Origin of the sequence: Microvirga puerhi (genome assembly GCF_020089865.1) — a bacterium.
In the GTDB taxonomy this organism is placed as follows: Bacteria; Pseudomonadota; Alphaproteobacteria; order Rhizobiales; family Beijerinckiaceae; genus Microvirga; species Microvirga puerhi.
Window position 1 is genome coordinate 22,230 of record NZ_JAIRBM010000018.1, and the last position, 23,875, is coordinate 46,104.

Sequence of the window (23,875 nt, forward strand, 5' to 3'; positions counted from 1 at the left end):
CATGTCCGCTCCGCTGCTCTCCGTCCGCAGTCTCAAGACGTGCTTTCCCACGCGGGCTGGTCTCGTGACCGCCGTCGACGGCGTTGATCTCGATGTCTATCCAGGCGAATGCCTTGGCATCGTCGGGGAGAGCGGTTCAGGCAAGAGCGTCACCTTCGCGAGCGTCATTGGCCTCGTGCGCTCGCCGGGCTATGTGGCCGAAGGGTCCATCCGGTTCGGCGGTGTCGATCTGCGTCGCCTCGACAGCAACGGCTGGCGTAGGCTCCGTGGTCGCGACATTGCCATGACGATGCAAGATGCGCTGACCGCCCTCAATCCGGCGCTCACGGTGGCGGAGCAGATCGAGGAGGTCCTCCTTGCGCACGCGGAGGATCTGCCAAAGCGGGGCCGCCAGGCAGCCGTGCGGGAACGAGCCATCGAGATGCTGCGTCTTGTCGGCATTCCGGCTCCAGCGAAGCGAATCGACGACTATCCGCACCAGTTCTCGGGCGGCATGCGCCAGCGCATCATGATCGCGATCGCCCTGTCGTGCCGTCCAAAGCTGCTCATCGCCGACGAGCCTACGACCGCGCTCGATGTGACCATTCAAGCGCAGGTCCTCGATCTCATCAGCGACCTCCGGCGCGAGCTCGGCATGAGCGTGGTGCTTATCACGCATGATCTCGGTGTGGTGGCCGAACACACGGATCGAGTGGCGGTGATGTATGCGGGGCAGGTCGTCGAGGCAGGGCCAACGCGGGAGCTCATCGACCGGCCGAAGCACCCATACACACGTGGTCTCATTGGGCTGATCCCACGCCTGTCCGATCTCGATGCGCCGATCAGGCCTATTGAGGGGCAGGTGCCAGAACTCATCGGCCTCGGCGGCATCTGTCGCTTCTATGACCGCTGCGAGTTCAGAGCATCGAAGTGCCGCACCGACATCTCGATGATTGATGTCGGGCCCGACCATAGGGCACGCTGCATTCGTGTCGAGGAGATCCTGCAATGAGCGTGGCGCAGCCCCATCCGCTGCTGGAGATCCGGAATCTTGAGAAGGTCTACCAGCTCAACAGCGGCCTTCTGCAGCGGATCGCTCGCCAGCCGCCGCTGAGCCTTCGGGCCGTCGACAAGGTGACCTTCTCGGTCAAGGCCGGCGAGACGCTCGGCCTCATCGGTGAGTCCGGCTGCGGCAAGTCCACCCTTGCCCGGACGGTGCTACGCCTGCACGAGCCGACTGGTGGCAGCATCACCTTCGACGGGACGGACATCACGAAGCTGCCCCAGAAGGACATGACTGCCCTGCGACGCCGGATGCAGATCATTTTCCAGGATCCTTACGCTTCCCTCAATCCGCGCAAGTCGGTGGAGGACATCGTCGGCCTGCCGCTGGCGCTCCACGGTCTTGCACATCGTCGCGAGATCCGCGACCGGGTCGTGGCGATGCTGGAAAGCGTGGGACTGAAAACCGCGCATCTCGGCCGCTTTCCGCATCAGTTCTCCGGCGGCCAGCGCCAGCGAATTGGCATTGCCCGCGCGCTGATCCTCAATCCGAGCTTCGTCGTCTGCGACGAGCCGGTCTCCGCTCTCGACGTCTCGGTCCAGGCGCAGATCATCGCGCTGCTTGAATCGCTTAAGCGCGAACTCGGCCTGACCTACCTGTTCATCTCGCACGATATAGGGGTGATCGGGCATGTCAGCGACCGCATCGCTGTGATGTATCTGGGCGACATCGTCGAGATCGGGCCGGCACGTGAGCTGCTGCGGGAGCCTAAGCATCCCTACACCAAGGCCCTGCTCTCGGCGGTACCGCAGATCGATGCCGGTGCGAAGCGTGAGCGGGTGAAGCTTACAGGCGACCTGCCATCCCCACTCGCGCCGCCGCCAGGCTGCAAGTTTCACACCCGCTGCCCCTTTGCCGTCGACCGCTGCCGCCGCCAAGTGCCGGCGCTCCGCAATGTGGGTAGCGACAGAACGGCGGCGTGCCATCTAGTGGACGCGGCGTGATGCGGGTCGAGGCCGGCACTCCGCTACTGCTGACCGGGGACGCCTATACCCGGGGTTGGGCCCAATCGCTTTGTGATGATGCCACGATCGGTGCGGTGCAGGATGCCGTCAGTACCCGTCTCGCTCAGGCCGGAGGCCTGCTGAAAAGGCGGCCAGTTCAGGCCTTTCTCGCTAAACAGGAGAGGCTCCTCGGCACTCTCGACGTTGACGCCGCAGCCGAGGTCCAGGGCATCGCGGATGGCTTTCATCTCGAGCCGAGCTCTGTCCTTGCGTACTTGCATCTCGGAGTCCTGTCGGATCTTGCCGTCGATGGGTGTTCCGCCTGGAGTTGGGGGCCTTCGCGACCTGTCCTGGTCAAGAACCGAGATTACCGCGGCGAACATGCCGTGCTGCAGCGCGTTTTCCTCCATCGCGACCCAAACCAACCTGAAAAGGCTGTCCTCTGCGTCGGTAGCCTCGGCAGTCCGGGCGCGTTTTCGAGCGGAATGAACGCGCAAGGGCTCGCCCTCGTCGACACCCATGTGTCAACAAGGGATCATGGCCCGGGCTTGCTGCGCTACTTCCTCATGACGCGACTTCTCTGGAATTGCGAGACGGTAGCGGAGGCCTTGGAGATGATCAGGGAGGTTCCACACGCGGGAGGTGGCACAATCGTCATGGCTGACGTGACGGGGACCTGCGCGGCTGTGGAGCTGGGGTACAGGGTTCACGCAGTGGAAACGCGGTCTCCTTACGTGGTGCGAACGAACCATTTCCTGTCCAACGAATGCGCGCCATCATGGCTTCCGGGTGCCAGTGACCCGATGTCTACCAGCACCAAGGGCCGCCTTGCGAGGCTAAGGACCTGGCTTGCGGACCAGGACGACAGTCCCTCCCTGAACGAGATCGTCGTCCTCATGGGTTCCCACGGGGATCGGACCCAGGAGGCTCTATGCCGCCACGGTGAGGACGGCGATTCCAGGACGATCTCATGCGCGATATTTGCACCAGCCGAGCGTCGCCTCTACTTTGCCTCTCGTGAACCTTGTGCCGGTGAGTGGAGCTCCTTCGACTGCCGGCTTTAGCCGGGATTGAGCAGAGTGGCCTATGAAGCAGGTGTGATCGGCGAGCATCCCTCCATTGTCGAGGTGAGACGGCTGATCGAGCGTATCGCGAAGAGCGCGGCCCGAGCCGTGCTCATCTATGGCGAAACCGGAACCGGAAAGGGCCTAATCGCCCGTCTGGTCCACCAGCAATCCCCTCGGGTAGCGCAGCAATTCATCGACGTGAACTGCGCCGCGATTCCAGACCAGCTGCTCGAATCCGAACTGTTCGGACATGAGAAGGGCGCCTTCACTGGAGCGGTTGCCCGCAAGCCTGGGCTGATCGAAGCCGCCAACGGTGGATCGATTTTCCTCGACGAGATCCGGGACATGAATCTCGTCATGCAGGCGAAGCTCCTGACCGTGCTTGACACACAGCGCCTGCGCCGCGTCGGGGCAATCAGCCCGGTCGAGGTCGACGTACGCTTTATTGCTGCCACCAATCGTATCCTCCTGTCGGAGGTCAATGCGGACCGGTTCAGGGAGGATCTCTATTATCGCCTGCAGGTCGTCGCCATCAACGCGCCGCCCCTGCGGGAGCGCGGAGACGATATCTTCGTGCTCGTTGAACACTTCCTGCGCCGCCTGGGCAGCCGTTACGGGCGGGTGGTCCGAGGGCTTGATCCGGAGGTCGCGGATGTGTTCCGGCGCTACCGCTGGCCAGGCAACGTGCGCGAACTTGAAAACCTGCTCGAGCGCATCTTCATTCTCGAGGATGAGAACACGATCCTGCTCAGGCACTTGCCGGCCCGCATCCTGCGTGACGTGCGCGAAAGCGAGAAAATCGGGTCGGCGCCCGAGGCTGCCGCTGGGACGGTGATCGAGAAGGGGCCGATCGATTACTACGGGGCAACCGCCTCTTTCCAGATCAAACTCATCCGCGACGCGCTCGCCGTCACGAACGGCAGCCTGACGGAGGCTGCCCTGCGGCTGGGATTGTCTCGACACGCCCTTCGGCACCAGATGCTGAAGCTCGACATCACCTGATGTGCGCATTCCGCGCGTCTATGCGTGGAAGTCACATCCTAGCGTGGATAGGCCTGCTTTCGGTCGCATCGGCGCCTGCTTTTTCCTTTGTGAAACAGTAGTTTAGAGTGACGATGGAGACTTGGTATGATCTTTGCATACACCCTGGGCATTGCATCACGGCGCCCACGGGAGAATGCCTGCCATGTCGTCCATCAAGATCATCTGCCCCAACGGGCATCTCGGCTTTGCGCCGCTCAAGGCTGAGAGCTTCCTGCTCGGCGTTGCGGCGGGGCCGGATTTCATTGCGGCAGATTCGGGTAGCGACGACATCGGCCCGGTTCCTCTCGGAACGGACACCTCGACCTCGCCTGAGGCTTGGCAGCGGCAGGACCTGGAGGCCATGCTTCTGGCCTCCCGCCGGATCAACGTGCCAATGATCATCGGATCTGCAGGCGATACGGGATCGAACAGCCGTGTCGACCGCTATGTAGAGATCATCCGCGAACTGGCGAAGAAGCATCGTCTTTCGCCCTTCAAGCTCGGCTACTTCTATTCCGAGGTGGACAAGGAGCGAGTGCGCCGCGCCATCGGCAGCGATGAGCCGGTGCTTGGCCTCGATGGGCGCGATGCGCTCACCGAATCCGAGCTCGATGCGACCGACCGGATCGTCGCCATGGCCGGCGTTCACCCGTACCTCAAGCTGCTGGAGGAGGGCTGCGATGTCATTATCGGCGGCCGCTCGAGCGACTGCGCGATCTTCGCGGCCGCGGCCCTCCAACGCGGCACGAGCGAAGCCGATGCTTATTACCTTGGGAAGGTGCTGGAGTGTGCCTCGTTCTGCGCGGAGCCCTACGGCGCGAAGGAGACCGTCCTCGGAGCGGTGAATGGCAGCGGAGTGACGGTCACGGCTATGCATCCGGACCAGCGCTGCACCATCGCATCGGTTGCCGGGCACGCGATGTATGAACGCTCGAACCCTTACGACGAATTCGTCGCCGGCGGACGTCTCGACATGCGCGAGTGTCATTACGAGCAGATCGATCCGCGAACGACCCGCGTCACAGGGCAGCGCTTCATCCCGGCCGAACGGGTGCGTGTCAAGCTGGAAGGTGCCGGAAAGGTCGGCGAGCGCTATATCGGCATCGCGTCGGTGAGAGACCCCTACACGATCGCGAACATCAACGACGTCATCGCCTGGGCCAAGGCTCAAGTGTTCGAGCGCTTCGGCCAGAGCGGATACGAGCTGCACTACAACGTATTCGGCAAGAACGGCGTGATGGGCGATCTCGAGCCGGTGAAGAGCCCGGCGCACGAACTCTGCATCGTCGTGCAGGGCGTGGCGCCGACCGCAGAGATGGCTGAGGAGGTCTGCATGACTGGCACGCGCCAGCTCTTCTACGCTCGTCTGCCGGACGTGAAGGGAACCGCGGGTGGCGTCGCCTTCGTGCTTGATGAGGTTCTCAAGGCCTCACCGGCCCACCGCTGGACCGTCAACCACACACTCGCTGTGGACGATCCCCTCGAACTCTTCCCCACCCACACGGTCACCATTGGCGCCTGAGGACCCAGACCATGAAGAAGCTCTCCGATCTTGCGAAGACGATTCGCAGCAAGAACGCTGGTGTGGACAAGATCACCTTTGACATCATTTTCACCGACCGAAGCGTCTACGATAAGGTCCGGCAATGTAAGGTGTTGACACCCGCAACGGTCGCCAAGCTCTACAACATTGAGGAGCAACGCATCGCCGATTTCGTCGAATATGACCCAGCCTGCGCGATTAAGTTCACGATCTATCGGGTACGGCCAAGCGGGAGTGCGGGCGATTCCGATATTTTCGGCGCCCAGCAATACGCGCCGCTGCTCGACGTGGCGGTCGATATCTGAACAGGAGAGCCATCGGATCCGGCGTTGAGGGATCCGATGGTTCGAACTTCATTCTGCTACAAGGGAGGATGCCCGCTCACCATCTCTAGGGCCTTGCGCAGGAAGCGATAGGCTGCCCCGGTATTGTGCCGCTTTCAGAGCATGAAGTCGATCAACTGATCCTGCCTGGCGACAGCTCGAAACAGATACGTCCATCGCATCACGGCTGGGGAAGCGCGACCTGCCCTGTGCTGACCATCCGAAGCTTCCAGTTTTCCGCCTTTGACCCTTCGAGATTGAGGCGGCTGGTCATGAAGTAAAGCCGCTCTGTATCGGTGCCCTTCGATGTGCAGAAGCGATCTTGCAGATAAAACGGCGGCGTCGCCTGATAGTAGAGGGTTGCCTGCACGGTCGCGGGAACGCCTTTGACCTGCGCAAGATCGATCTGGTAGCGGATCGTGTCGCTTCCACCGGTTTCATAATCAGGATCGTCTCCGACCTGAGCAGGACCGGCCTCGTCAGCAAGATCAGATCCTGCTCCAAGAGCCTGCGCAACGGCGATACGGTCATTGCGTTTCAGGAAGCCCTTGGGCAGCAGGCGGTTGTCCTTCACGTTCGAGCAAATCGACAGGAAACTCGTGGTCAATTCCCCGGCCGGCCGGGACCCTATCCCACACTGCGCCGGGCCATCTGCGGGGGGCGAAGATACGAGTTCCTGATAGATCTGGGCTTGGTTCTGCTGAGTAATGACTTGGTAATGAGGCTGGTGCGCGAGTGGGTTCTTCCGCACTGAGCAGTCGCTGCTCCACCAAACTTCCCCGTCGATCGGCTCGCCCTTTTCGTCGATGAGGGCCCCGATGGTATTTGTCCGACCGGACGACCAGAGCGTCGCCCCATCCCGATCGAGAACCTGGAACTCGACGAAGGCGCGACGAAAGCCGACGCCGGACGGGAACTTGTGTCCGGCTTTGTTCGTGACAAGGATATTGGCCTCGATGGCGCCCTCGTTCATCGTGAGATTGCTGACGCGAATATCCGCTGTCTTCGCCTCTGCCTGATGTGCGATTGCCTGCTCGGTATAGAGGAGCGGATCGAGTCCCTTTCGGGTCAACATCGGATCCTGCGTTCGAATTCCCATGATATCTGGGAATTGTTGGGCCATCTTGATGAGGAACGTGTTCAGGCCCACCAGAACGTGACTGGCAAATCCTTCCCGGATCTCAAGGTCGATATCTTCAGGCTCGAGGGTGTTATCGGCCTCAGGAAAATTGCTGTGCTCTTGAATGCTGGCGATCTTGCTCCGGATAGGCTGGCCCTGGGCGTCCTTGCTCGGCATGTGACAGCCCTGGCAGGTTTCCGCCTTGGCACCAGGCCCCATCGGCAGCAGGCCATCAGGCGTCCTGCCTGTTCTGTAATCGCTGAAGGCCCACTCCGCATAGGTGGTCTGCTCATAAGTGTGGCCGATGACTTTGCCCTTGTTCAACACAGGCAGATGAACCGTGTGACAGCTCCCGCAGACTTCCGCGGATTGAATATGCGCATTGTGGGCTGGGGTCAGGCCAAGGGCATTTTCCATCGGTTTGACCTTCGGATCCGGAAAAGGCCCGATGATCTTGTCGGGAGCGCCGGTGAGGAAACTTCCCGTGAACGTTCTCGCGAATCCATTGTTGTCAGGATTGAGAAATGCCTGACGCTCGGCAACACAGCTATTCTGAGGCTCCCCGGCTACTTTAGCCCGGTCGCTCTCGCTGAGCGCCATCGTATGGCATGTGGTGCAGGAGACCCCATCTCGCCCGAGAGCCCCATAGGCGGCGTTCTTGGCGTGGGGACCTGCCGGGAATGGCGTGGCATTGAGTGCATCTCGCGAGAAGGGCGTGCAGCCCCGTCCCGCCACTTTCTCGTCGATCTTGAACTGCCTTTGGCCCATGACGCCATGGCATCCAAGGCAGGTATCTTCCACGAGCTTGGACGACTCCGGATGAAAGGTCTTAGTCTCGCTCGACAACTGGGCAAAGAAGACCGGATCGCGGCCGGCCAGGCCCATAGGCGACGTACTCCACGTCCCGAAAGGTGACAGGTTGAGAAACTTCCCGCCGTGCCCGGGCTGCGTCATGTCAAATTGGAGGCCCGTCGATCCTGCATCGTGACATCCGATGCACTGATCCGACGTTAGGAAGGGCTGAAGCGCCTTGGGCATCCCTGCTCGAGCCCAAACATTGTCATATGTCTGGGATGGCATGGCCAGAGTCGGCAATCGTTCGGGCTTTGTGAACGGCAGCCCGAAGAACTGCGTAAATGCAGGATCATAGCCAGAGTGGGCCGCTGCCCCTTGAGAGGTGACATCGTCCGATTCCTGGACGATGCGCAGGTGATTGAGCAGAGCGGCGAAATTCTCGTCTGGCTGCGTCCCCTGCTTTTGGAACCAATGCTGGCTTAGGAACGCGAGAGGTTTGCCCGCCTCGCCTTTAATGTTCCGCAGAGCTGCGAAGGTGAAATTGTCTTTGGCAGAAGCGTGACAGTTCACGCAGTATTGCCCGAACCCCATATTCGGATATCCATTGCCGGCCTGCGCCGGCCAGTCGGGCTCCCAACCCTTCCAGCCAAACCAGCCCCAGAACCAACCATCGTGAGCACCTTGGTTGTCGCGGACCATGACGGCGGCACCGCTCGTCGGCTGGAGCCGGCTCACATCGATGCCTCGGCAGGCAGCGGCCGGTGCCGGGTACATCTCTTTGATCATCATGGCCCCGTTGGGAACGGGCGCCGGGTTCGTCGGGGCAATATGCTCGTCCGCCGGTCGGTTGACTTTGAGCCAGGCATACATCTCCGGCGAATACCAGATCACCACAGGAGCATGGGTTCCATGATAGGTCCCGACCCACTTTTCGTCCTTGAGAGCCGCCGTAAACGGGCCGGTATCGCGGATGGTCTTGTCAGTCTTCCATCCGGAGCCAGGGTTTCGATGACAATAAGCTCTCAGATAAATGCCGAGTTTCTGTTGATAGACGTCTAAGGTGAACTGGCTGGGCTTACGGACATCGTCTTCCAGGCTTGCGCAAAGCGCGAGGTCCGTCGGGACTTGGAGAGTTTCCTGCTGCGCGGGACATTGCTCCGACGCATTCGCCATAGATGGGAGGAGCAGAGCGGCGCAGAGCGCGACGGCAACAGTCAATCTGAGGCGCATGACGAACCCGAAACAAGCAGAGCATTCTCTCTTTCGGTAAACATGCGGATTTGGCAAGCCCCACTTTGGGCTTCCGATAACTCGTTCCATCCTACAGGGGAAATGTTACGTTAATCCGAGGATACTGTAACCTACCCTGCTTCGTTGGCTTTGGGCGAGCACGCCCGCCGCGGCTTTCCATGACGCCACGTCTTGTTTCCTCACGGGTCCGATCAGCAAGTAGCTTGGCTGCTTGCGACAGAGGCGTTGGGCATACCCCGGACCGAACTTCTTTCCGCACCGCCGGATCGTTTCGTGGGAGACGACAATGCCTGCGCCAGTGGCATCTGCTCGACGAGCCGGGGCTGAGAGGACACTGAAAGTAGAGCAGACTGTATGGGTGATGATCTGGTAACTGATGGCGCTTGCAATTGACGGGACTGGTCGAGCCGCCGCTTTTAAGCCATAAGCCGCTGACCAACGGTTACTGTGACATTGCTTCCAGATCCCATCGCGCTGATCTGATGTTGCTGTTGTCAGCACAAGGCGGTCGTTCTTCTTCACTGCAGGGAAGCAGCGTCGACATACTCCCGATCGCGTGTTCTTGAATCTCGGCCTCGAAGCCTTGAAACACCATGCGTACATGTTGTATCGCGCCGCCCTTGGGTAAGCGCGTAAAGAGATGCAGATCAAGGGGCCCCTGATGCGGTTCCGAAAGGCGCGCCTTGAGCGTTCGTGCTTCGAGTGGGTGGTCCAGTTCAACCCATTCGCTTACCGCAAGAGCCCCTGCACCACGCTCCGCTTCGTCGGGGCTGTGGCCTGGAGCCATAACAACGAGGCGCGCGCCGAGCTTCCGCGTCTCGCACCGCTTCTCATCGACCGCCACCGAACAGGAAACCGCGACAAGGTGAGCGATGGCCGGCAACGCAACAACTGCAGCCGAGACTTTGTTCGGAAATGGCCGCAGCAGCACCCTGTCACCACCTAGGTGGCCGAAGCAGGGATAAGACGCATTGATTTCACGCGTGAGGCGCACGCCAGCGATGCTCGTCTCGTCGATAGGGATCACCGGGTTAGGTGGGGGTAGTCCCAGAGCCGAGGCGTTGCCGCGGACGCTGGTGACGACCCCTGGAAGTCCCCCCCACAGTCGCATGACAAGCATCGAGGGCTCTGGCTGTGCATCAGCGCCCATTGCCGGAATCAAGGAATACTCCGGAAGAAGCCCAGTCGGTGCAATGGCAAGACGTGGAGGATCGCCGGCCCCCTCGGCCGCAATGTGCAACTCAAGCGAACGCCAATGCTGCGTCATGACCTTCCCCAGGCGCACGGGCAGAAGACCTCGATGCAATTTGTGGAAGGGCGCCCGCCATGTCGCGAGCGTCAAACCCTCGTCTCGCACGATCAGATCGAGATGCAACTGGCCTTCGCCGGTTCCTGGATGCGTGATGGAGAGGTCAAGGCCTGCAAAGCCGTGTGCAGAGATCGGCAATCTCTGCCGAATTGATGCACCTTCCCCCGAAGGGCGATCCATCGGTCCATACATTGGGACCGAGATGTCACTGGTGGGCACTGGGTTTGTGAGAACAAGGCGTAACGGCGCGAGGCGCAGATTCTCAAGCAGTTCCTCCACTTCGCGGGGAATCCGGATATGGGTCTCGAAGCTCTCGCGCAAAGCAGCGAGATCGCATAGCAGGCGCTCGTTGGCGCTCACCAGTCGACTTCTTTCATGGAGCGACCGAGCCAACAACGTCCTGTCCAAGGTGGCTCGGTCACCATGGACCAACACTGGCACCGTTGCATCGCCGCCCTCAGCCGCCCACCACTGCATCAACGATTTCGCGATACCCTCGTCGCCGACCGCAGGAACCCACATCGCCCAGACATTCGCGGGTGGCACCTCGAGAGGCAGAAGTTCGGGCTGGGGCATCGGCTGTCTGTTCGCCGATGTCAGGACAATCCGATCCTGACAGTCGCGGTAGATTGCAAGCCACAGGAATTGCTCGTTCAACTCTGTGACCGATTCCGGCGATCCAAGCAGCAGGAGTTTGGGGAGCGCCTCGTAAAGGGAAGGGAAGCATGCTTTTTCGGCGTAGATTATCATGCGCTGAGCATCTCTAGGGTTATCATGATTCGAGCGACGGCTGCGGTGCTTCTCGCCATGGCCGCCAGTCGTGCCAAAGGTGCAGTTTCCTTTGTGGAATTCCGAGAGCGCTGCAGAGATGAAGCGCGGTGCGGTCCTCAGCGACGATGGAGTCATAGGCCTGTTCAAACGCGGCACAGGCATTGACGAGTTCGCCTGGGGAACGATGGGAGCTGGCGGCCTGTAGCAAGCAGCAGGTCTCGACTTTCAGTTGTCGTAGGGAGCCCATGAGCGGGTGAGCAAGGTGACTTGTTACCGAAACGACCAGTTGATAGGCCGCAAGGGTGGCGATGGCGTCTTCACTTCCAAAGCCATCAAGACATGGGATCGCGGTGCCGTTATAAATGCGGTGATCGGCCGTCCCGGACAAAACCCGCAAAGCCTCACGAGGTAGCAGAACGATCTCGGTATAGTCATGCGAAGCCAAGAGGCTCGTCTCGATCTCGTCTCCGATGATCACGAGATCGACATTCCACTGTCGGCCAAGCCGATCACGCATTCGGTCCGCTGCAGCCAGCGCATCTGACGTCCCCGGTTCGACTATCAGCGCTGCCCGCTGTCGGCTGCTGGCCGGGACATCGCAGGGGAAGATCGAGGGTAGACCAAGATGGGCGTAGATATCGCGAGGCATGGCCGGGTGCGATCGATAGCGGATGAGGGGAGCGGCACGCCATAGATGGGCGTGCTCGCGAAGGGCGATATCGGCCAACGCTTTGCCAAGATTCGTCAAGGCCGCGGCCGCGTTCCGCTCCGAAGAGAGTAGGTCGGGAATATTCGCGGTAAGTACAAGCCCTTCACTTCTCTTCGCGGCTTGTAGGGCGAGACTCTCGAAATTTCCTCCCGGTCGGGCATGGGCCAGCAAGACGCTCGCTTCGAGTGCGATGATCTGCACTTCTTCCGGCAGAGGTACCGTTCCCGCGCTGCGATCGCATAGGATGTTCTCGCGAAGCCAGCGTGGCGTTGTCTTCGAATCGGCCATGGAGCGAAAGTTTACGGCTGCGAACGTTGCGCGCCTGACCGTGCATTCAAGAGTCCAAAGGATCCCGGCGAGCATGCGGCGTTCGGCCAGCACATCATACAGGTTCTCGTCCATCACCACGAGATGCCCCGGACACCGGCCATAATCCGGCCTTTCGCACGACTGCAGAAGTCGCCTCAGATAGTCGTCACGGTCGAGGAACTCGCGCTCTGAAGGAGCAGTCAGACGACTGACACGTCCAGTATCGGGATGATAAACGGCGTAGCGCGACTTTTCGGCAATCTCGCGCGCGAGGAGCGCCCCAGGCAGGAAGAGCGCGGGATGGCGCGAGCGAATGTAGTCGAGGATCGGTCCAAAGTCCCGTTCTGCAGCAACCAACATGCTCTCGCCGCGGCGGCGATAGCGAAAGCCGGCATCGGGGACATGCACTCCGTGGAAACCCATTTCAAGGCCATGGAGCCAGAACTCCCAATCTTCGACGCCCCGTCGCATCTGCGTGTCGAAGCGGATGCCGGCATCGAGCATTCGCCTGGCGGCCATGCTGCCCGCTTCGCTGACATTGCGGAAAAGATGCTCTAATGGCGAGTAGGGGCCGGAGGTGTCACCGAATTCGACAAAACCGAACTTGTCGACATCGGTATAAGCCCAGCCGATATGTTCTTCGCTGGCGCGTAATGCCGTTAGAAGGCGCTGCAGTAGGTATGGTCCGATCCGGTTGTCGCAGTCGAGGAAATAGACGCCTTCGAGTTCGGGAAAGGCAGCAAGTGAAAAATCGATTCCCGTGTTCCGTGCGGCACTGAGACCGCCATTGCTTTTCTGAAGGTAGAATATGCGACCCGGATTGGCGGTCGCGAAAGTCAGGCAAACATCTCGTGTCGAGGGGTCAGGACAACCGTCGTTGACAACCACGATCGCGTAGGAAAAATCCGTTCGCTGATTGAGGGCGCTGCGCAACGCCTCAGCCGTGAGCGATGGTTGCCCATAGGCCGGTATGATGATCGCAACTCGCACGGCCGAGCGATCGGCATCTTCAGGGACCCGCTTTTCCTGCAAGATCCTAACCTCGTTGAGTTGCGAAGGCCGCCGGCCTCTCTTCATTCGATCGTATTATTCTTTCGCCTCCAGAGGTTGCGCGAATTCTAGGCTGGGTTGCCTCGGCCATCCAATGCACGGTGTGCCGTAGACCTGCCAGCCAAGACACGCGGGGCTGCCAACTCAACTCGCGCTTGATCAACGACGTGTCGAGAATGTTCGCTGGTACGCCGTTTGTCTGAGTTGCCTTATAGGTTCTAAGCAGGGGACCTCGCGCGAGAATTGTTTCGATGTCGTAGCAGAGCTGGTTGATGCTGAGGCCAGATCCCGACCCTACATTCATGATTTTGCATGGCCCCGTGTAGAAGCACGCTTTGATCATGGCTGCCACGACATCATCGACATGCACGAAGTCACGGACAGCATGACCGGTACCCCAGACCTCAAGCGGTTTACCACTCAAGGCGCGACTGATCATCGTCGTTACGACGCCCTGACCTCGGTGCGGCACCTGATACCGCCCATAGGCATTGGCCACGCGCAAGATCTGGTAGTCGAGGCCATGCAGATGCCTATAGAGCGCTAGATATTTCTCACTTGTTAGCTTGCTGATACCATAGGCCGACATTGGTTCCGTAGGCGAATTCTCGGGGATGGGCAACGTCTCGGATCGTCCGTAGACGGCACCCCCTGAGGACGCAAAGATCAATTTTCTCACACCGTTGCCGCGGCAAACATCCAACAGCTGAACCGTAGTCCGCACATTCGCCTCGAGATCCGCGAGGGGATTCTGATTGGAAGCAGTAGGAATTGAAGAGCTCGCCAAATGAAAGACAACATCCCGGCCGCGGATCGCCTCTTTGAGGGGCGCGATGTCATCCAGATGACCCAGCGTCCAGCCGACACGCGGATCAAGGGCATTCGGCCAAGCGAGCGAACGTCCCAGTGCTGTGACCGATGCGCCGCATGTTACGAGGCGGTTACAGAGATTTATGCCAAGGAAGCCGCCGCCTCCCAAGACAAGGCATTCCATCCCGGATAAGTCGCTCGGCCTGTAATCTATATCGATTGCGGAGGTCATCGGCGCTGCAACTGCGGTCGCAAGTTAAACGGTCCTTGCAACAAGGCGGCTATTTGCGTGCGCACATCCAGCCTTCGTGACGTCGGAGGCTGATCTAACCATGCAGCGACATTGGATGAGGGGGCGTTCATGGCTGGGTGCAAATCCTTATTCAAGTAGACATTCATGCTGTTGGCGCCCAGCTAAAATTAGCTATTAGCCGGTCAATTTGATGGCTACAACCAAATATTGTTGTAAACAATAAATATTGTTGTCATAAAATTGGCTATAAATTCGAAGTAAATTCAATCTAAATTTGACGCTTTGAAATAAGTCCTGAATTGAGGATTAAAATACTTAAAATGTAGCCAATTGTTCCGCAGTTCGACTTGATCTACGCTCCCCGGCAGCTCTGGAGATAGGAAGTGGAGGAAGCCTCGGGAGCGATTGCATCCGAGCGCGGGCGCTTTGATGATGACGGAGTGAAGAGCATCAGGATCTATCGGGCGTTCCATGATGGATCTGGTCCACAAGTCTGCGATCCTAATACGTTTACTTGGCCGTTAACGGGACTACCTTCAGGCGTCTCAGATCTACTCTACAGAATCCCACGCTTTCCAATCGGCTCCCTGGCTGGAGGGAGCTGTGCTCAGCGATGGTGAGCCTTCATCATCGGCGCAGTTCGCGCGGCTGTATGCACGTCGGTGACTTACATTCCGGACTCGTATTACATCTCAATGCGTGTGCGTCATGTCGAGCATGGTCTACTCATGTTGACACCTTTCCCCTGTCGCTTTCCTCACGATCCTGAGAAGAGCCTGCTAGGCGGCTGAGCGATGGGTGAGCATGGTCGAGTACGAAGCTGTTTCGCAAATTCGAGTTTCGGTTGAGTAAGTAGTCAAAGTCTCACGTTAAGCACATACGGCCAGACAATGGAATTGAATGGCGAGCTGCCGGTAATTGTGACCGGTGTCGCCATTGCGGCTGTACTCACCTCTGGCAGAGAGCCGTTCAGTACCGTCCTTCCTATGGTTGTCCCAGAAATGCGATAGTAGATAACGCATCTCCAGTTTGAGATCATCTCCGGGAACCATGCTGGAACGAAACCGTTCCTATGACACTTCAATCTTCATAGGAGTGTTCGCGTGAAGAAGCTGATTATTCTCGCGGCGGTGGCACCTCTTGCCCTCGCGGCTACGGCTCCCGCCTTCGCCGAAACCACGATTATCAAGCATCGTGGAAATTCCGATTTCGGACATGAGCAGTGGCGGCATGGGCGCGCTGTGGGCCACCGAGTAGATGTTGTCCGTACCGGCTCCGTGCGAAAGAAGGTCGTCATCAAGCACAACAACGGTTTTGGTACGACGCAGAAGAAAGTCATCATCCATAAGGACGATTGATTTAATAAAAGAGCCGCCTCCTAGGCGGCTCTTTTACCACCGATGATGAGGTTATGAACGAACCGGACGGTCGCAGCAGGCGTTCTCATTTGAGATCAATAAATCGGGACCCAATGCCGCCTCCTTAGTTTAAAAGGGACATGTCCCTTGCGTGACTGCGGGTGCGGCGACGATGCCCTGACCGTCAGTCCTCTACGAGTCCCAGGAGAGCTGGGAGCTGCCTCATATCCGTGAAGGAATACGCGCCCTCCATCGCGAGCTGTTCGCAACTGAGTTCCTTGGCGAAACCGAGCACCCTGCAGCCTGCAGCTACTCCAGCGCGCACGCCGGGCAGACTGTCTTCGACGACGACGCAATCCTCAGGTTCGGCGGAGCAGGCCAGAGCTGCCGCCAGGTAGATGTCCGGCCAGGGCTTGGGCCGCGGTACGTCCTCGAAGGATAGGATGCGTCCTGAAAATAAACGTTTGAAGCCGAGCCTATGCAACTTCGCATCAAGCTCAAGGCGGGTCGAATTGGAGGCGACCGCAAATGGGATTCCAAATGATGCGATGGCCTGAAGCGCCTCCGGCGCCCCTGAAACGGGCTCGACTTCCTCTTTCATGACCGCTGCGACGCGGTGCGAGATCAGGGTCATCCAGTCCGTCGGCAATGGCCCGACCATCGCCTCGATCCGCGGCACCATGTCGGGCAGCGCGGTTCCGAGAAAGATGCTGCCCGCCTCATGGGACGTCATGGGCCATCCCCGGAGCGTGAGGTCCGCTGCGATTACCCGGTTCACGAGAGGTTCGCTGTCGGCCAGCACACCGTCGCAATCGAAGAGGACAGCCGCTGGGCGCCGCGCTGGTCGAGAGAAATTCATCGTGCTTCTCTGCTTTCGTGTCTCACAAAACGAAGGGCACGGCAGTCCGGCCGTGCCCTTCTGGGTTGTCGTCCTTTTTACTGCATCAGCGCCGTCGTTTCCTTGACCAACCGGTCGAGGCCCGCTTGGGGCGGGGTTTCGCCACGCATGACGCCGTTGATGATGTCGCGCTGCAGACGCCAAATCCGCACCGAGCTGCCGCCCGGATAGCCCTGCCATGGGACCGAGCGGTCTGTCTGATAGGTAATGGTCTTGAAGTTCGGATTGGCATCATAATACGGCCCGAGGAATTCGGGGCCAGAGGCCAGCTTGTTCGTCGGGAGATAACCTGTGATCTCCACCACGATCTTCTGCGCCTCCGGACCAGTCATGAACTTGACGTATTCCCACGCGGCCTTCTGCTTGGCCGGATCCCGTGCCGTGATGACCGCCGAGCTGCCACCGGTGGGTAAGCCGCCCTTGGCCTTGTCGTCTACGGGGAAGACCGCTGTCCCGAGGGTGAACTTGTTGCCGACGAGGTCTGTGATCTGGCGCAGCCGGGCAGGGGTCTCGAAAAGAATGCCAGTCTGACCAGCGGTGAATTGCTGACGTGACGAGTCGAAGTCGATCAGCGGCATACCCGTCTCAGTCACGAAGCGGCGCAGGTAAGTGAGCGCCTTGAGGCCAGGCTCGCCTCCGAACGCGACCTTCGTGCCGGAAGCATCAAGCATGTTTGCACCGCTCTGATGGATAAGCGCGCGGAACAGCCAGTCATCCGGCCAGTCGTGGACGTTGTACGACAGGCCCGCCACTCCTGGCGAGACATCGCGGATCTTCGCAGCAAGGGCGATCACGCCTTCCCACGTATCCGGCATCTTGCGAGGGTCGCCGCCTGCTTTCTTCACAAGCTCCTCGTTGAAATACATCAGCGGTGTAGAAGCATTGACCGGCATGCCATAGAGCTTCCCGTTGACCCTGCCGAGATCGATGATCTTTTCGGAGTAATTGGCGCTGCGCCATTCCGCAGGCTCGGCGTCAAGAAAGGGTCCAATCTCAGTAATCTGCTGCCGCTTCAGGAGGGCGTTAACGAGCTCCGTCTGCAGGTGAAAGCCGGAGAAGTACAGGTCTGGCAGCTGGTTTGTGACCGTCTGCCTCAACATCACCTGATGCCCTTCGTCGTAGTTCGCGACGGGGGCGCGGAACGTGATCTTGATGTCGGGGTGACGCTTCATGAACTCTTGCGCAATCGGCTCATGGAACTTGGCGAACGAAGGCTGAGGATAGAGGACGTCCAATGTGGTTTCCGCAAGAAGCGGAGTGGCAGTCACACTGCCGGCGATCGCCATGCCCGCAAGCGCCGTCGTGAATTTCGAATAATAGCCCATAGCTGGTCTCCTCCCATGGTCCTTGGTACAAGTGTCGGAAGCTGCCGTTTCTCCGGCAGTCTTATTTGACGCCCGTCATCGTGATTCCTTGAATGAACTGACGGCGGGCGAAGAGAAATGTGATGACGAGGGGCGCCGTCAGGATCGTAGCGGCTGCTGTCAGCGCCCCGTAATTTGAGCCAGTCTCCGCATTTGCGAAGAACATCATGCCGAGCGGCGGCGGTGCCAGGCTGGCATCCGTGATCACGATGAGCGGCCAGTAGAGGTCATTCCAGTGCGCAACGATCGAGAATACGGAGAACGCGGCGATGGCTGGCCATGCGCTTGGTGTCACGACGCGCCAGACAATTTCGAATTCGCTCATCCCGTCAAGGCGGGCCGCATGAATGATATCGTCCGGAAAGCTCTTGAAAAACTGGCGAAGAAGAAAGATCGCGAAGACGGATAGGAAGAACGGCACCATCATCGAGAAGTAGGTATTCAGGAGCCCGAGATTTGCCAAACCGATATAGAGCGGGAGAGCAGGCACCTGCACCGGAACCGCAAGCCCGAGCAGCACCAGCACGAAGAGCACGTCACGTCCGGGAAACCGCAGCTTTGCAAGTGCGTAGGCGCAAGGTATCGCCACGAGCAACTGTATGATGAGGATACCGCCACAGAGGATCGCGCCGTTTAGGGCAAACCGGAGAAGCGGCGCCGCCGTCAGGGCATAGGAATAGTTCTCGACGCCGTAGAAGCGCTTCGGCCACAAGCTGAAGGTGGCGGTGAACACCTCGTCCGGGGGCTTGATCGATGTGGCGAGCATCCACACGAACGGCAGCAGGATGAACGCGGCACCTGTCAGCAGGAGCCCGTGAGTGACTACGAGTCCGAGAATGTGCCGGGTGCGAGCTAGTCCTGGCGAGGTTTGGACGGCGGATGGGGGCAGGGGCTGCGTGCTCATCAGTAATGCACCCGGCGATCGATAACGAAGGTCTGGATGACGGAGAAGATGAGGATGAAGACGAGGAAGATGATCGTCAGCGCCGCCGCATAGGCCGTGTGGAAGTACTGGAAGCCTTCCAGATAGACCGCATAGAGCAGCACCTCGGATGCTCCGGCCGGACCGCCGCGGGTCATCACCGCAACCGTGTCGAAGACCTTGAAGGCGGTGATTGAGGTGGTAATGATCACGAACATGGTCGTTGGCCCAAGGAGCGGCCATGTGATCGTGAGGAACCGATCGATCCCGTTGGCGCAGCCGTCGATCTCGGCGGCCTCATAGAGATCCTTCGGAATGGCCGAAAGGCCCGCCAGGAACAGAACCATGTTGAACCCGACGAGCTGCCATATGCCGATGACGGCGATCGTCGGCAGCGCAAGAGACGGATCGCTCAGAAAAGCGACCTCGCCGATACCGATCTGGCGGAGGAAGGCATTGATGGGGCCCAGACGCGGATGGAGCAGGACCTGCCAGACCGTCGCCATGGCGATCAGGGTCGAAGTGACCGGCAGGAAGTAGATCATCTCATAGAACGAGCGGGTTCTTTTTCGGCTATGAACGAGCACGGCCACCAAGAGCCCGAGCCCGACCGCGCCGGGGAGGACGATCGATACGTAAAGGACGGTGTTCCAGAGAGAGCGTCTGAATACCGGATCCGACATCGCTTTTTGGAAATTGCCGAGGCCGACACTCCTGAAATCCAGTGCACCGAGTTCGTAATCGGTGAGGCTCAGGTAGAAGAGGACGATCAGCGGCGTGATGATGATGACGAGGAGGAGGAGGAAGGCCGGGAACGCAAATCCCATCCCTACCAGCTTCTCGACCAGAGCCTGCCGGTTAGCGCGGCCCTGTGGCAAACCAGCCTCGGCACTGGATATGGCTGTCGCAGCCATCACACTCCTCCTCCGCTCGCAACGAGTGTACGCGGACGTGAGAGCTCGCAGCTGTCGAGCGGGTTAGGCTCGATGCGCTCGCCCTGCTCGTTGAAGATGTGGCACGCAGCTACATCGAAGCTCAGCTCGACGCTGCCATTGACAGCCTGAACTACGGGGCCTGCGGGAACGCGCGCGACCACTGATGCCGGTCCGGCGACGTCGAAATGGAGGATGAATTCTGAACCGAGATTTTCCTTGCGGCGCAGGCTCGCCGGCAGAGATGCGCGGCCGGTTCGGATCTCCTCGCTTGAGGCCGGAAACATCGCCTCCGGCCTGATTCCGAGCGTCACGTCCGCACCCGGTTCCAGCGGCGTTTGGAGCGTAAGCCGTCTGTCCATCAGCTCGATGTAGCCGTCGTGGCCCACCTTGGCCTTCAGGAGATTGATAGCGGGGCTTCCGATGAAAGACGCGACCTTGATGTTGATCGGCCGCTCGTAGAGTTCGGTCGGGGTGCCGAGTTGAAGGATTCGTCCTGCGTCCATCATAGCGACACGGTCGGACATGGTCATCGCCTCGACCTGATCGTGGGTGACGTAGATGAAAGTCGTCTTCAGCCGTTGATGAAGCTCCGCCAGTTCGGTGCGCATGTGGACACGCAGCTTAGCATCGAGATTCGACAGCGGCTCGTCCATGAGAAAGACGTCGGGGTGGCGCACCATTGCACGTCCGAGCGCGACGCGCTGGCGTTGCCCCCCCGAGAGCCGCGCCGGTCGGCGGTCGAGCAGGTGCTCGATCTGAAGTTGCTCGGCGATGGCGCGCACCTCGCGCGCGATCTCGGGCATGACCCTCCGGCGGCGGCTCGAAAGAAGCTTGATCAGTGGTAGTCGCTCCCACAGTGACAAGCGCTGCATCGTCAACGGAAGCGCGATGTTGGAGAACACCGACATATGAGGATAGAGGGCATAGGACTGGAACACCATCGCGACCCGCCTCTCGTGCGGACGAAGATGGTCGATGGACACGCCGCCGATGGAAATGGAGCCCGAAGTCTGCGGCTCGAGCCCGGCAATCATCCGGATGAGAGTCGACTTTCCGCAGCCCGATGGGCCGATGAGCGTCAGGAACTCTCCGTCGGCGATGTCCAGATCGATCCCGCTTAGGACCGGCACAGCCCCGAAGGACTTGGCAAGAGCACGCAGTTCAACTCGGGCCATCTTGGACTCCTTTGTGCTGATCGCCCATCCTCAGGCCGCTTCCCGCGGCGGGTAGACCTCATGCACTACGTCATCGATCCAGTATGTGGTCAGGCCAGGCACGTTCTCGCGGGTGATGGTCACGTCGGAATCCGCAAAATCGTACATCACCGCGCCGAGCCGACACTCTCCGGGCATCGGCGGTTGCATCTCGGGTCCCACGACGAAGCCGGATGACGGGCCCCAGATATAGCGGCGGCCCTCTGCGCGCAGGTCATGTGATTTGTGAAGATGTCCCGTCGCGACGAGGGCGACGTCGAACTCCCGCAGAAGGTCCAGAAGCGCCTTTCGGGGCTTGGGCTTGACCGACCAATAGCCCGTATCGGCCTCGTCCGGCCCTTCGATGAAGAGTGGCTTGTGCGTGAACCAAGCGATCCTGCGTCCCGATGCATCGGCCATGGCCTCCCGGAGCCAGGCGAGCTGCTGCTCCTCGTCAGGAAGATCCGAGCCGAACAGCATCGAGTTGAGTCCCAGCAAGCGCCAGTTTTCCACATCTCGTAGCCACCAATCGCCATCGAAATGGCGGCGCCAGCGTTCGAGCCGCGTCGGATCGACGGGCTGATGGGGATGAATGGCCTCGCCGACATCGTGGTTTCCCGGTACCGACAACACGGGCGCCGGGAGATCCCTGAAGATCGACGCGCAGTAGCGCAGGTCGTCCTCCTGATCCGCCCCGTCGACCGACACGTCGCCGGTATGGATGATTAGATCTGGCCGCTGTTCCGCCGCCCATGTCAGAAGCGCTGGCCAGTTGGCCGTGAAATGTCTTTTCGTGGGACTCAGATGAGTGTCGGATATCTGAAGCACGCGTGTCATGACGTTCACCCCCTATGTGAACCGATCCACCGCGCCCGGTTTGCGTCCGATTCTGGTTCGAACGGCATCGACGTGCCTCCCGATATTGGTGGGGTCGCTGACCGGCTCGGTTGGCTGCAGCGATCTCGCGGACCTTCAATCGTTCTCACATTCAGAATACATATGCATTCTGAATGTTACAAATGGTTAGTTTGCTGAATTTCCAATATTCGTTGCCTATGGGGGCAACTCGAACAGCTCTTGGATCCGGTTGCTGCCTTGGCACGGGACATGCCAAACCATGGCGGCTGGAGGATCGGGGCATGCCGCCTTACCTCCAGACGCCTTGAGGATCTCAGACTCCTCGGTTTTCCGACTTCTGTTTGCTGCCCGACCGCCCGACTCCAAGCCGATTCAGTGCTCGAATGTGGTTCTGGGGGAATTCTCGGCACCTTTGTGCTCGAACAAGGCCCCTAACGTCTCCGCGATCTGTTCACGGCGCGCTGGCTTGTTCAACCAAGGCACGCCTTGCAGCTCTGCCGGCAGCCGTCCGCGGGGAGGCATGCCGGAATAGATAGCAAACGGAATCCCGCGGGCTTTCAGCGCACGTGCGACCGGTACACAGGGGCCATCGCGAAGCATGAAATCCAGCAGTGCCACGTCGGGCCGGTTTTGAGTCAACCAATGAAGGATCGAGCGATTGTCCGGAAGGGCGCTGACGACCCCAAAACCAGCGTCGTCCAACTGGGCTGCAAGGGTGAGGCCGACTGGACCTTGATCTTCGGCGATCAGGCACAACGGGCGGGCAGTCATGACCATCCCCTTCAGTGACACTGCGGGCGCCATCAGCCCTGTCTAGCAAATGGCGATCCAAATCGCCGACCCCGGCTAGGTGAGAGGGGCATCGCCTCAGACCGTACCGACGCCGGAGGCCACGCTCACCGGAAGTTAACCTATGCGGAGCTGGCCGGTTCCTGATGACATGTTGGAGTTACCTCGCCGATTGTGTCGTGCCGGGCTGGATTCGACTCTTGCCTATCAACATGGGTGGCAAGGCTCAGTTCGTTGCTCAAGATCCAGGTTCTGCAGCAAAAATGGGCGCTTGGAGGCTGCACCAGCACGAATGACAATTCGGACGCCGTGACGCGTCGGCGTGTTCGGCATGAAGAGCATCGCACCGGAGCAGGGCGCAAACATTTTGTGTCGTAAGATGTCACAAACCGGCTTGTGCAATCTCACGAACCGTGCTGACCTAGCGTAATGTATGACCAGTCATCGCCTTTCGCCCTGCCTCGGCCCCCAGGCCCGACCGCCAAGAGCGCTATGGCGATCCAGGTTCTGCGGCACGCCATCCTGAGCTGCGAATTGGCGCCGGGGGGCGCGTTCTCTGAGATCGAGATCGAGGCACGATACCGGCTAGCGCGCGCCGGAATCAGGTCCGCCTTGCAGACCCTCTCGGCCGAAGGTTTGGTCGCGCCGGTTCCCCGGCAAGGCTGGCGAACCAAGTCTATCACTGGGGCCTTCATCGGCGAGCTCATTGCTGCGCGTCGGCAAATTGAGCCTGTTCTTGCGCAGGTGAAGATAAACGCCACCGAACGTGAACGTCTCCAGACGCTTGCAGCGCTCGCCGCGACGCTTGCGGAACGGCGGGACCCGCAGGCCATTGTGACGGCACGCGTGACCGACCGCCAATTCCTCGACCTTCTCGCCGATCGCGCCGACTGGTTTCATAAGAGGTGGCTGTATGAACTCTGGGATCACTCCCAGCGTGTGGTGAGCTTTCTCGAGCGAGGGGAGATCCAGTACCAATCGCTTAGCCGGGAAGCTCTCCTGTCCGCGCTGGCTACGTCGGATGCTGACGGCGCTACCGAAGAAATCGTTCGCGAGATCATCCATTTCGAGGCGTTCGTCACAGGCGCATTGTTGCGTCACCCGGATGTTCTGACAGCCTCGATGCAGCAGCGAAAAGTCCGCCGGTCTCGATTACAGCGGCAAGCCGCGAAGGGAGAAGGCGAGCAGCGCTTCCCTTCAATCCATGATGGTCAAGCAGGGCAACGGAAGGAGAACTAA

At 59.8% G+C, this 23,875-nt stretch carries 19 protein-coding genes and 1 pseudogene; 8 read left to right on the forward strand and 12 right to left on the reverse strand.

The window, feature by feature from the left end; translation table 11 throughout:
- Position 1: 1 nt before the first annotated feature.
- From K9B37_RS19320 to K9B37_RS19345, 6 genes are all read left to right on the forward strand, one after another.
- A complete protein-coding gene (locus tag K9B37_RS19320) occupies positions 2–991 on the forward strand; it encodes an ABC transporter ATP-binding protein (protein ID WP_224315166.1) in 990 nt (329 codons plus the stop codon).
- Positions 988–1,986 (forward strand): ABC transporter ATP-binding protein, encoded by a 999-nt coding sequence (locus K9B37_RS19325; protein WP_224315167.1) that lies wholly within the window; start codon positions 988–990, stop codon positions 1,984–1,986. The genes K9B37_RS19320 and K9B37_RS19325 overlap by 4 nt, the downstream gene beginning before the upstream one ends.
- Positions 1,962–3,050: a C45 family autoproteolytic acyltransferase/hydrolase gene (locus K9B37_RS19330; protein ID WP_224315168.1), complete on the forward strand. Its 1,089-nt coding sequence runs from the start codon at positions 1,962–1,964 to the stop codon at positions 3,048–3,050. The genes K9B37_RS19325 and K9B37_RS19330 overlap by 25 nt, the downstream gene beginning before the upstream one ends.
- Positions 3,051–3,065: 15 nt before the next feature.
- Entirely contained in the window at positions 3,066–4,055 is a 990-nt protein-coding gene (locus K9B37_RS19335; RefSeq protein ID WP_224315169.1) for a sigma-54 interaction domain-containing protein, read from the forward strand.
- Positions 4,056–4,239: 184 nt separating this feature from the next.
- Positions 4,240–5,598, forward strand: a complete 1,359-nt coding sequence (locus tag K9B37_RS19340) for an acyclic terpene utilization AtuA family protein (RefSeq protein ID WP_224315170.1) — start codon at positions 4,240–4,242, stop codon at positions 5,596–5,598.
- An 11-nt stretch (positions 5,599–5,609) separates the two neighbouring features.
- Positions 5,610–5,924, forward strand: coding sequence for a DUF4387 domain-containing protein (locus tag K9B37_RS19345; RefSeq protein ID WP_224315171.1), 315 nt, complete (start codon positions 5,610–5,612; stop codon positions 5,922–5,924).
- Positions 5,925–6,123: 199 nt separating this feature from the next.
- Here the strand turns inward: K9B37_RS19345 and K9B37_RS19350 are convergent, their stop codons facing one another.
- The 5 genes and pseudogenes from K9B37_RS19350 to K9B37_RS19370 form a co-directional block, all read right to left on the reverse strand.
- The gene (locus tag K9B37_RS19350; protein WP_224315172.1) at positions 6,124–9,087 is read right to left on the reverse strand and encodes a cytochrome P460 family protein; all 2,964 of its coding nucleotides are present in this window, start codon (positions 9,085–9,087) and stop codon (positions 6,124–6,126) included.
- Between the two features lie 222 nt (positions 9,088–9,309).
- Positions 9,310–9,457: pseudogene (locus tag K9B37_RS25070) on the reverse strand (IS6 family transposase); the annotation flags it as partial.
- Between the two features lie 93 nt (positions 9,458–9,550).
- The gene (locus K9B37_RS19360) at positions 9,551–11,167 is read right to left on the reverse strand and encodes a DUF6212 domain-containing protein (protein ID WP_224315173.1); all 1,617 of its coding nucleotides are present in this window, start codon (positions 11,165–11,167) and stop codon (positions 9,551–9,553) included.
- A gap of 22 nt (positions 11,168–11,189) precedes the next feature.
- Complete coding sequence (locus tag K9B37_RS19365) at positions 11,190–13,238, reverse strand: glycosyltransferase family 2 protein (protein ID WP_224315174.1); 2,049 nt, start codon at positions 13,236–13,238, stop codon at positions 11,190–11,192.
- A gap of 4 nt (positions 13,239–13,242) precedes the next feature.
- Entirely contained in the window at positions 13,243–14,298 is a 1,056-nt protein-coding gene (locus K9B37_RS19370) for an NAD-dependent epimerase/dehydratase family protein (protein WP_224315175.1), read from the reverse strand.
- A gap of 1,124 nt (positions 14,299–15,422) precedes the next feature.
- Here K9B37_RS19370 and K9B37_RS19375 point away from each other — a divergent pair.
- A complete protein-coding gene (locus tag K9B37_RS19375) occupies positions 15,423–15,677 on the forward strand; it encodes a hypothetical protein (protein ID WP_224315176.1) in 255 nt (84 codons plus the stop codon).
- 184 nt (positions 15,678–15,861) lie between these two features.
- Here the strand turns inward: K9B37_RS19375 and K9B37_RS19380 are convergent, their stop codons facing one another.
- The 7 genes from K9B37_RS19380 to K9B37_RS19410 all read right to left on the reverse strand — a co-directional run bounded on the left by K9B37_RS19380 (position 15,862) and on the right by K9B37_RS19410 (position 22,618).
- Positions 15,862–16,536: an HAD family hydrolase gene (locus tag K9B37_RS19380; RefSeq protein ID WP_224315177.1), complete on the reverse strand. Its 675-nt coding sequence runs from the start codon at positions 16,534–16,536 to the stop codon at positions 15,862–15,864.
- Positions 16,537–16,613: 77 nt separating this feature from the next.
- Complete coding sequence (locus tag K9B37_RS19385) at positions 16,614–17,900, reverse strand: ABC transporter substrate-binding protein (RefSeq protein ID WP_224315178.1); 1,287 nt, start codon at positions 17,898–17,900, stop codon at positions 16,614–16,616.
- Between the two features lie 61 nt (positions 17,901–17,961).
- The gene (locus tag K9B37_RS19390) at positions 17,962–18,843 is read right to left on the reverse strand and encodes a carbohydrate ABC transporter permease (RefSeq protein ID WP_224315179.1); all 882 of its coding nucleotides are present in this window, start codon (positions 18,841–18,843) and stop codon (positions 17,962–17,964) included.
- Positions 18,843–19,775: a carbohydrate ABC transporter permease gene (locus K9B37_RS19395; RefSeq protein WP_439651760.1), complete on the reverse strand. Its 933-nt coding sequence runs from the start codon at positions 19,773–19,775 to the stop codon at positions 18,843–18,845. Before K9B37_RS19395 ends, K9B37_RS19390 begins: the two co-directional genes overlap by 1 nt.
- Complete coding sequence (locus tag K9B37_RS19400) at positions 19,775–20,971, reverse strand: ABC transporter ATP-binding protein (protein WP_224315180.1); 1,197 nt, start codon at positions 20,969–20,971, stop codon at positions 19,775–19,777. Before K9B37_RS19400 ends, K9B37_RS19395 begins: the two co-directional genes overlap by 1 nt.
- Positions 20,972–21,001: 30 nt before the next feature.
- Positions 21,002–21,826 carry a metallophosphoesterase family protein gene (locus K9B37_RS19405; protein WP_224315181.1) on the reverse strand — a complete coding sequence of 275 codons (825 nt, stop codon included), beginning with the start codon at positions 21,824–21,826 and terminating at the stop codon, positions 21,002–21,004.
- Between the two features lie 393 nt (positions 21,827–22,219).
- Positions 22,220–22,618, reverse strand: coding sequence for a response regulator (locus tag K9B37_RS19410; RefSeq protein WP_224315182.1), 399 nt, complete (start codon positions 22,616–22,618; stop codon positions 22,220–22,222).
- Between the two features lie 510 nt (positions 22,619–23,128).
- Between K9B37_RS19410 and K9B37_RS19415 the strand changes: the two genes are divergently transcribed.
- Positions 23,129–23,875: a GntR family transcriptional regulator gene (locus K9B37_RS19415; protein ID WP_224315183.1), complete on the forward strand. Its 747-nt coding sequence runs from the start codon at positions 23,129–23,131 to the stop codon at positions 23,873–23,875.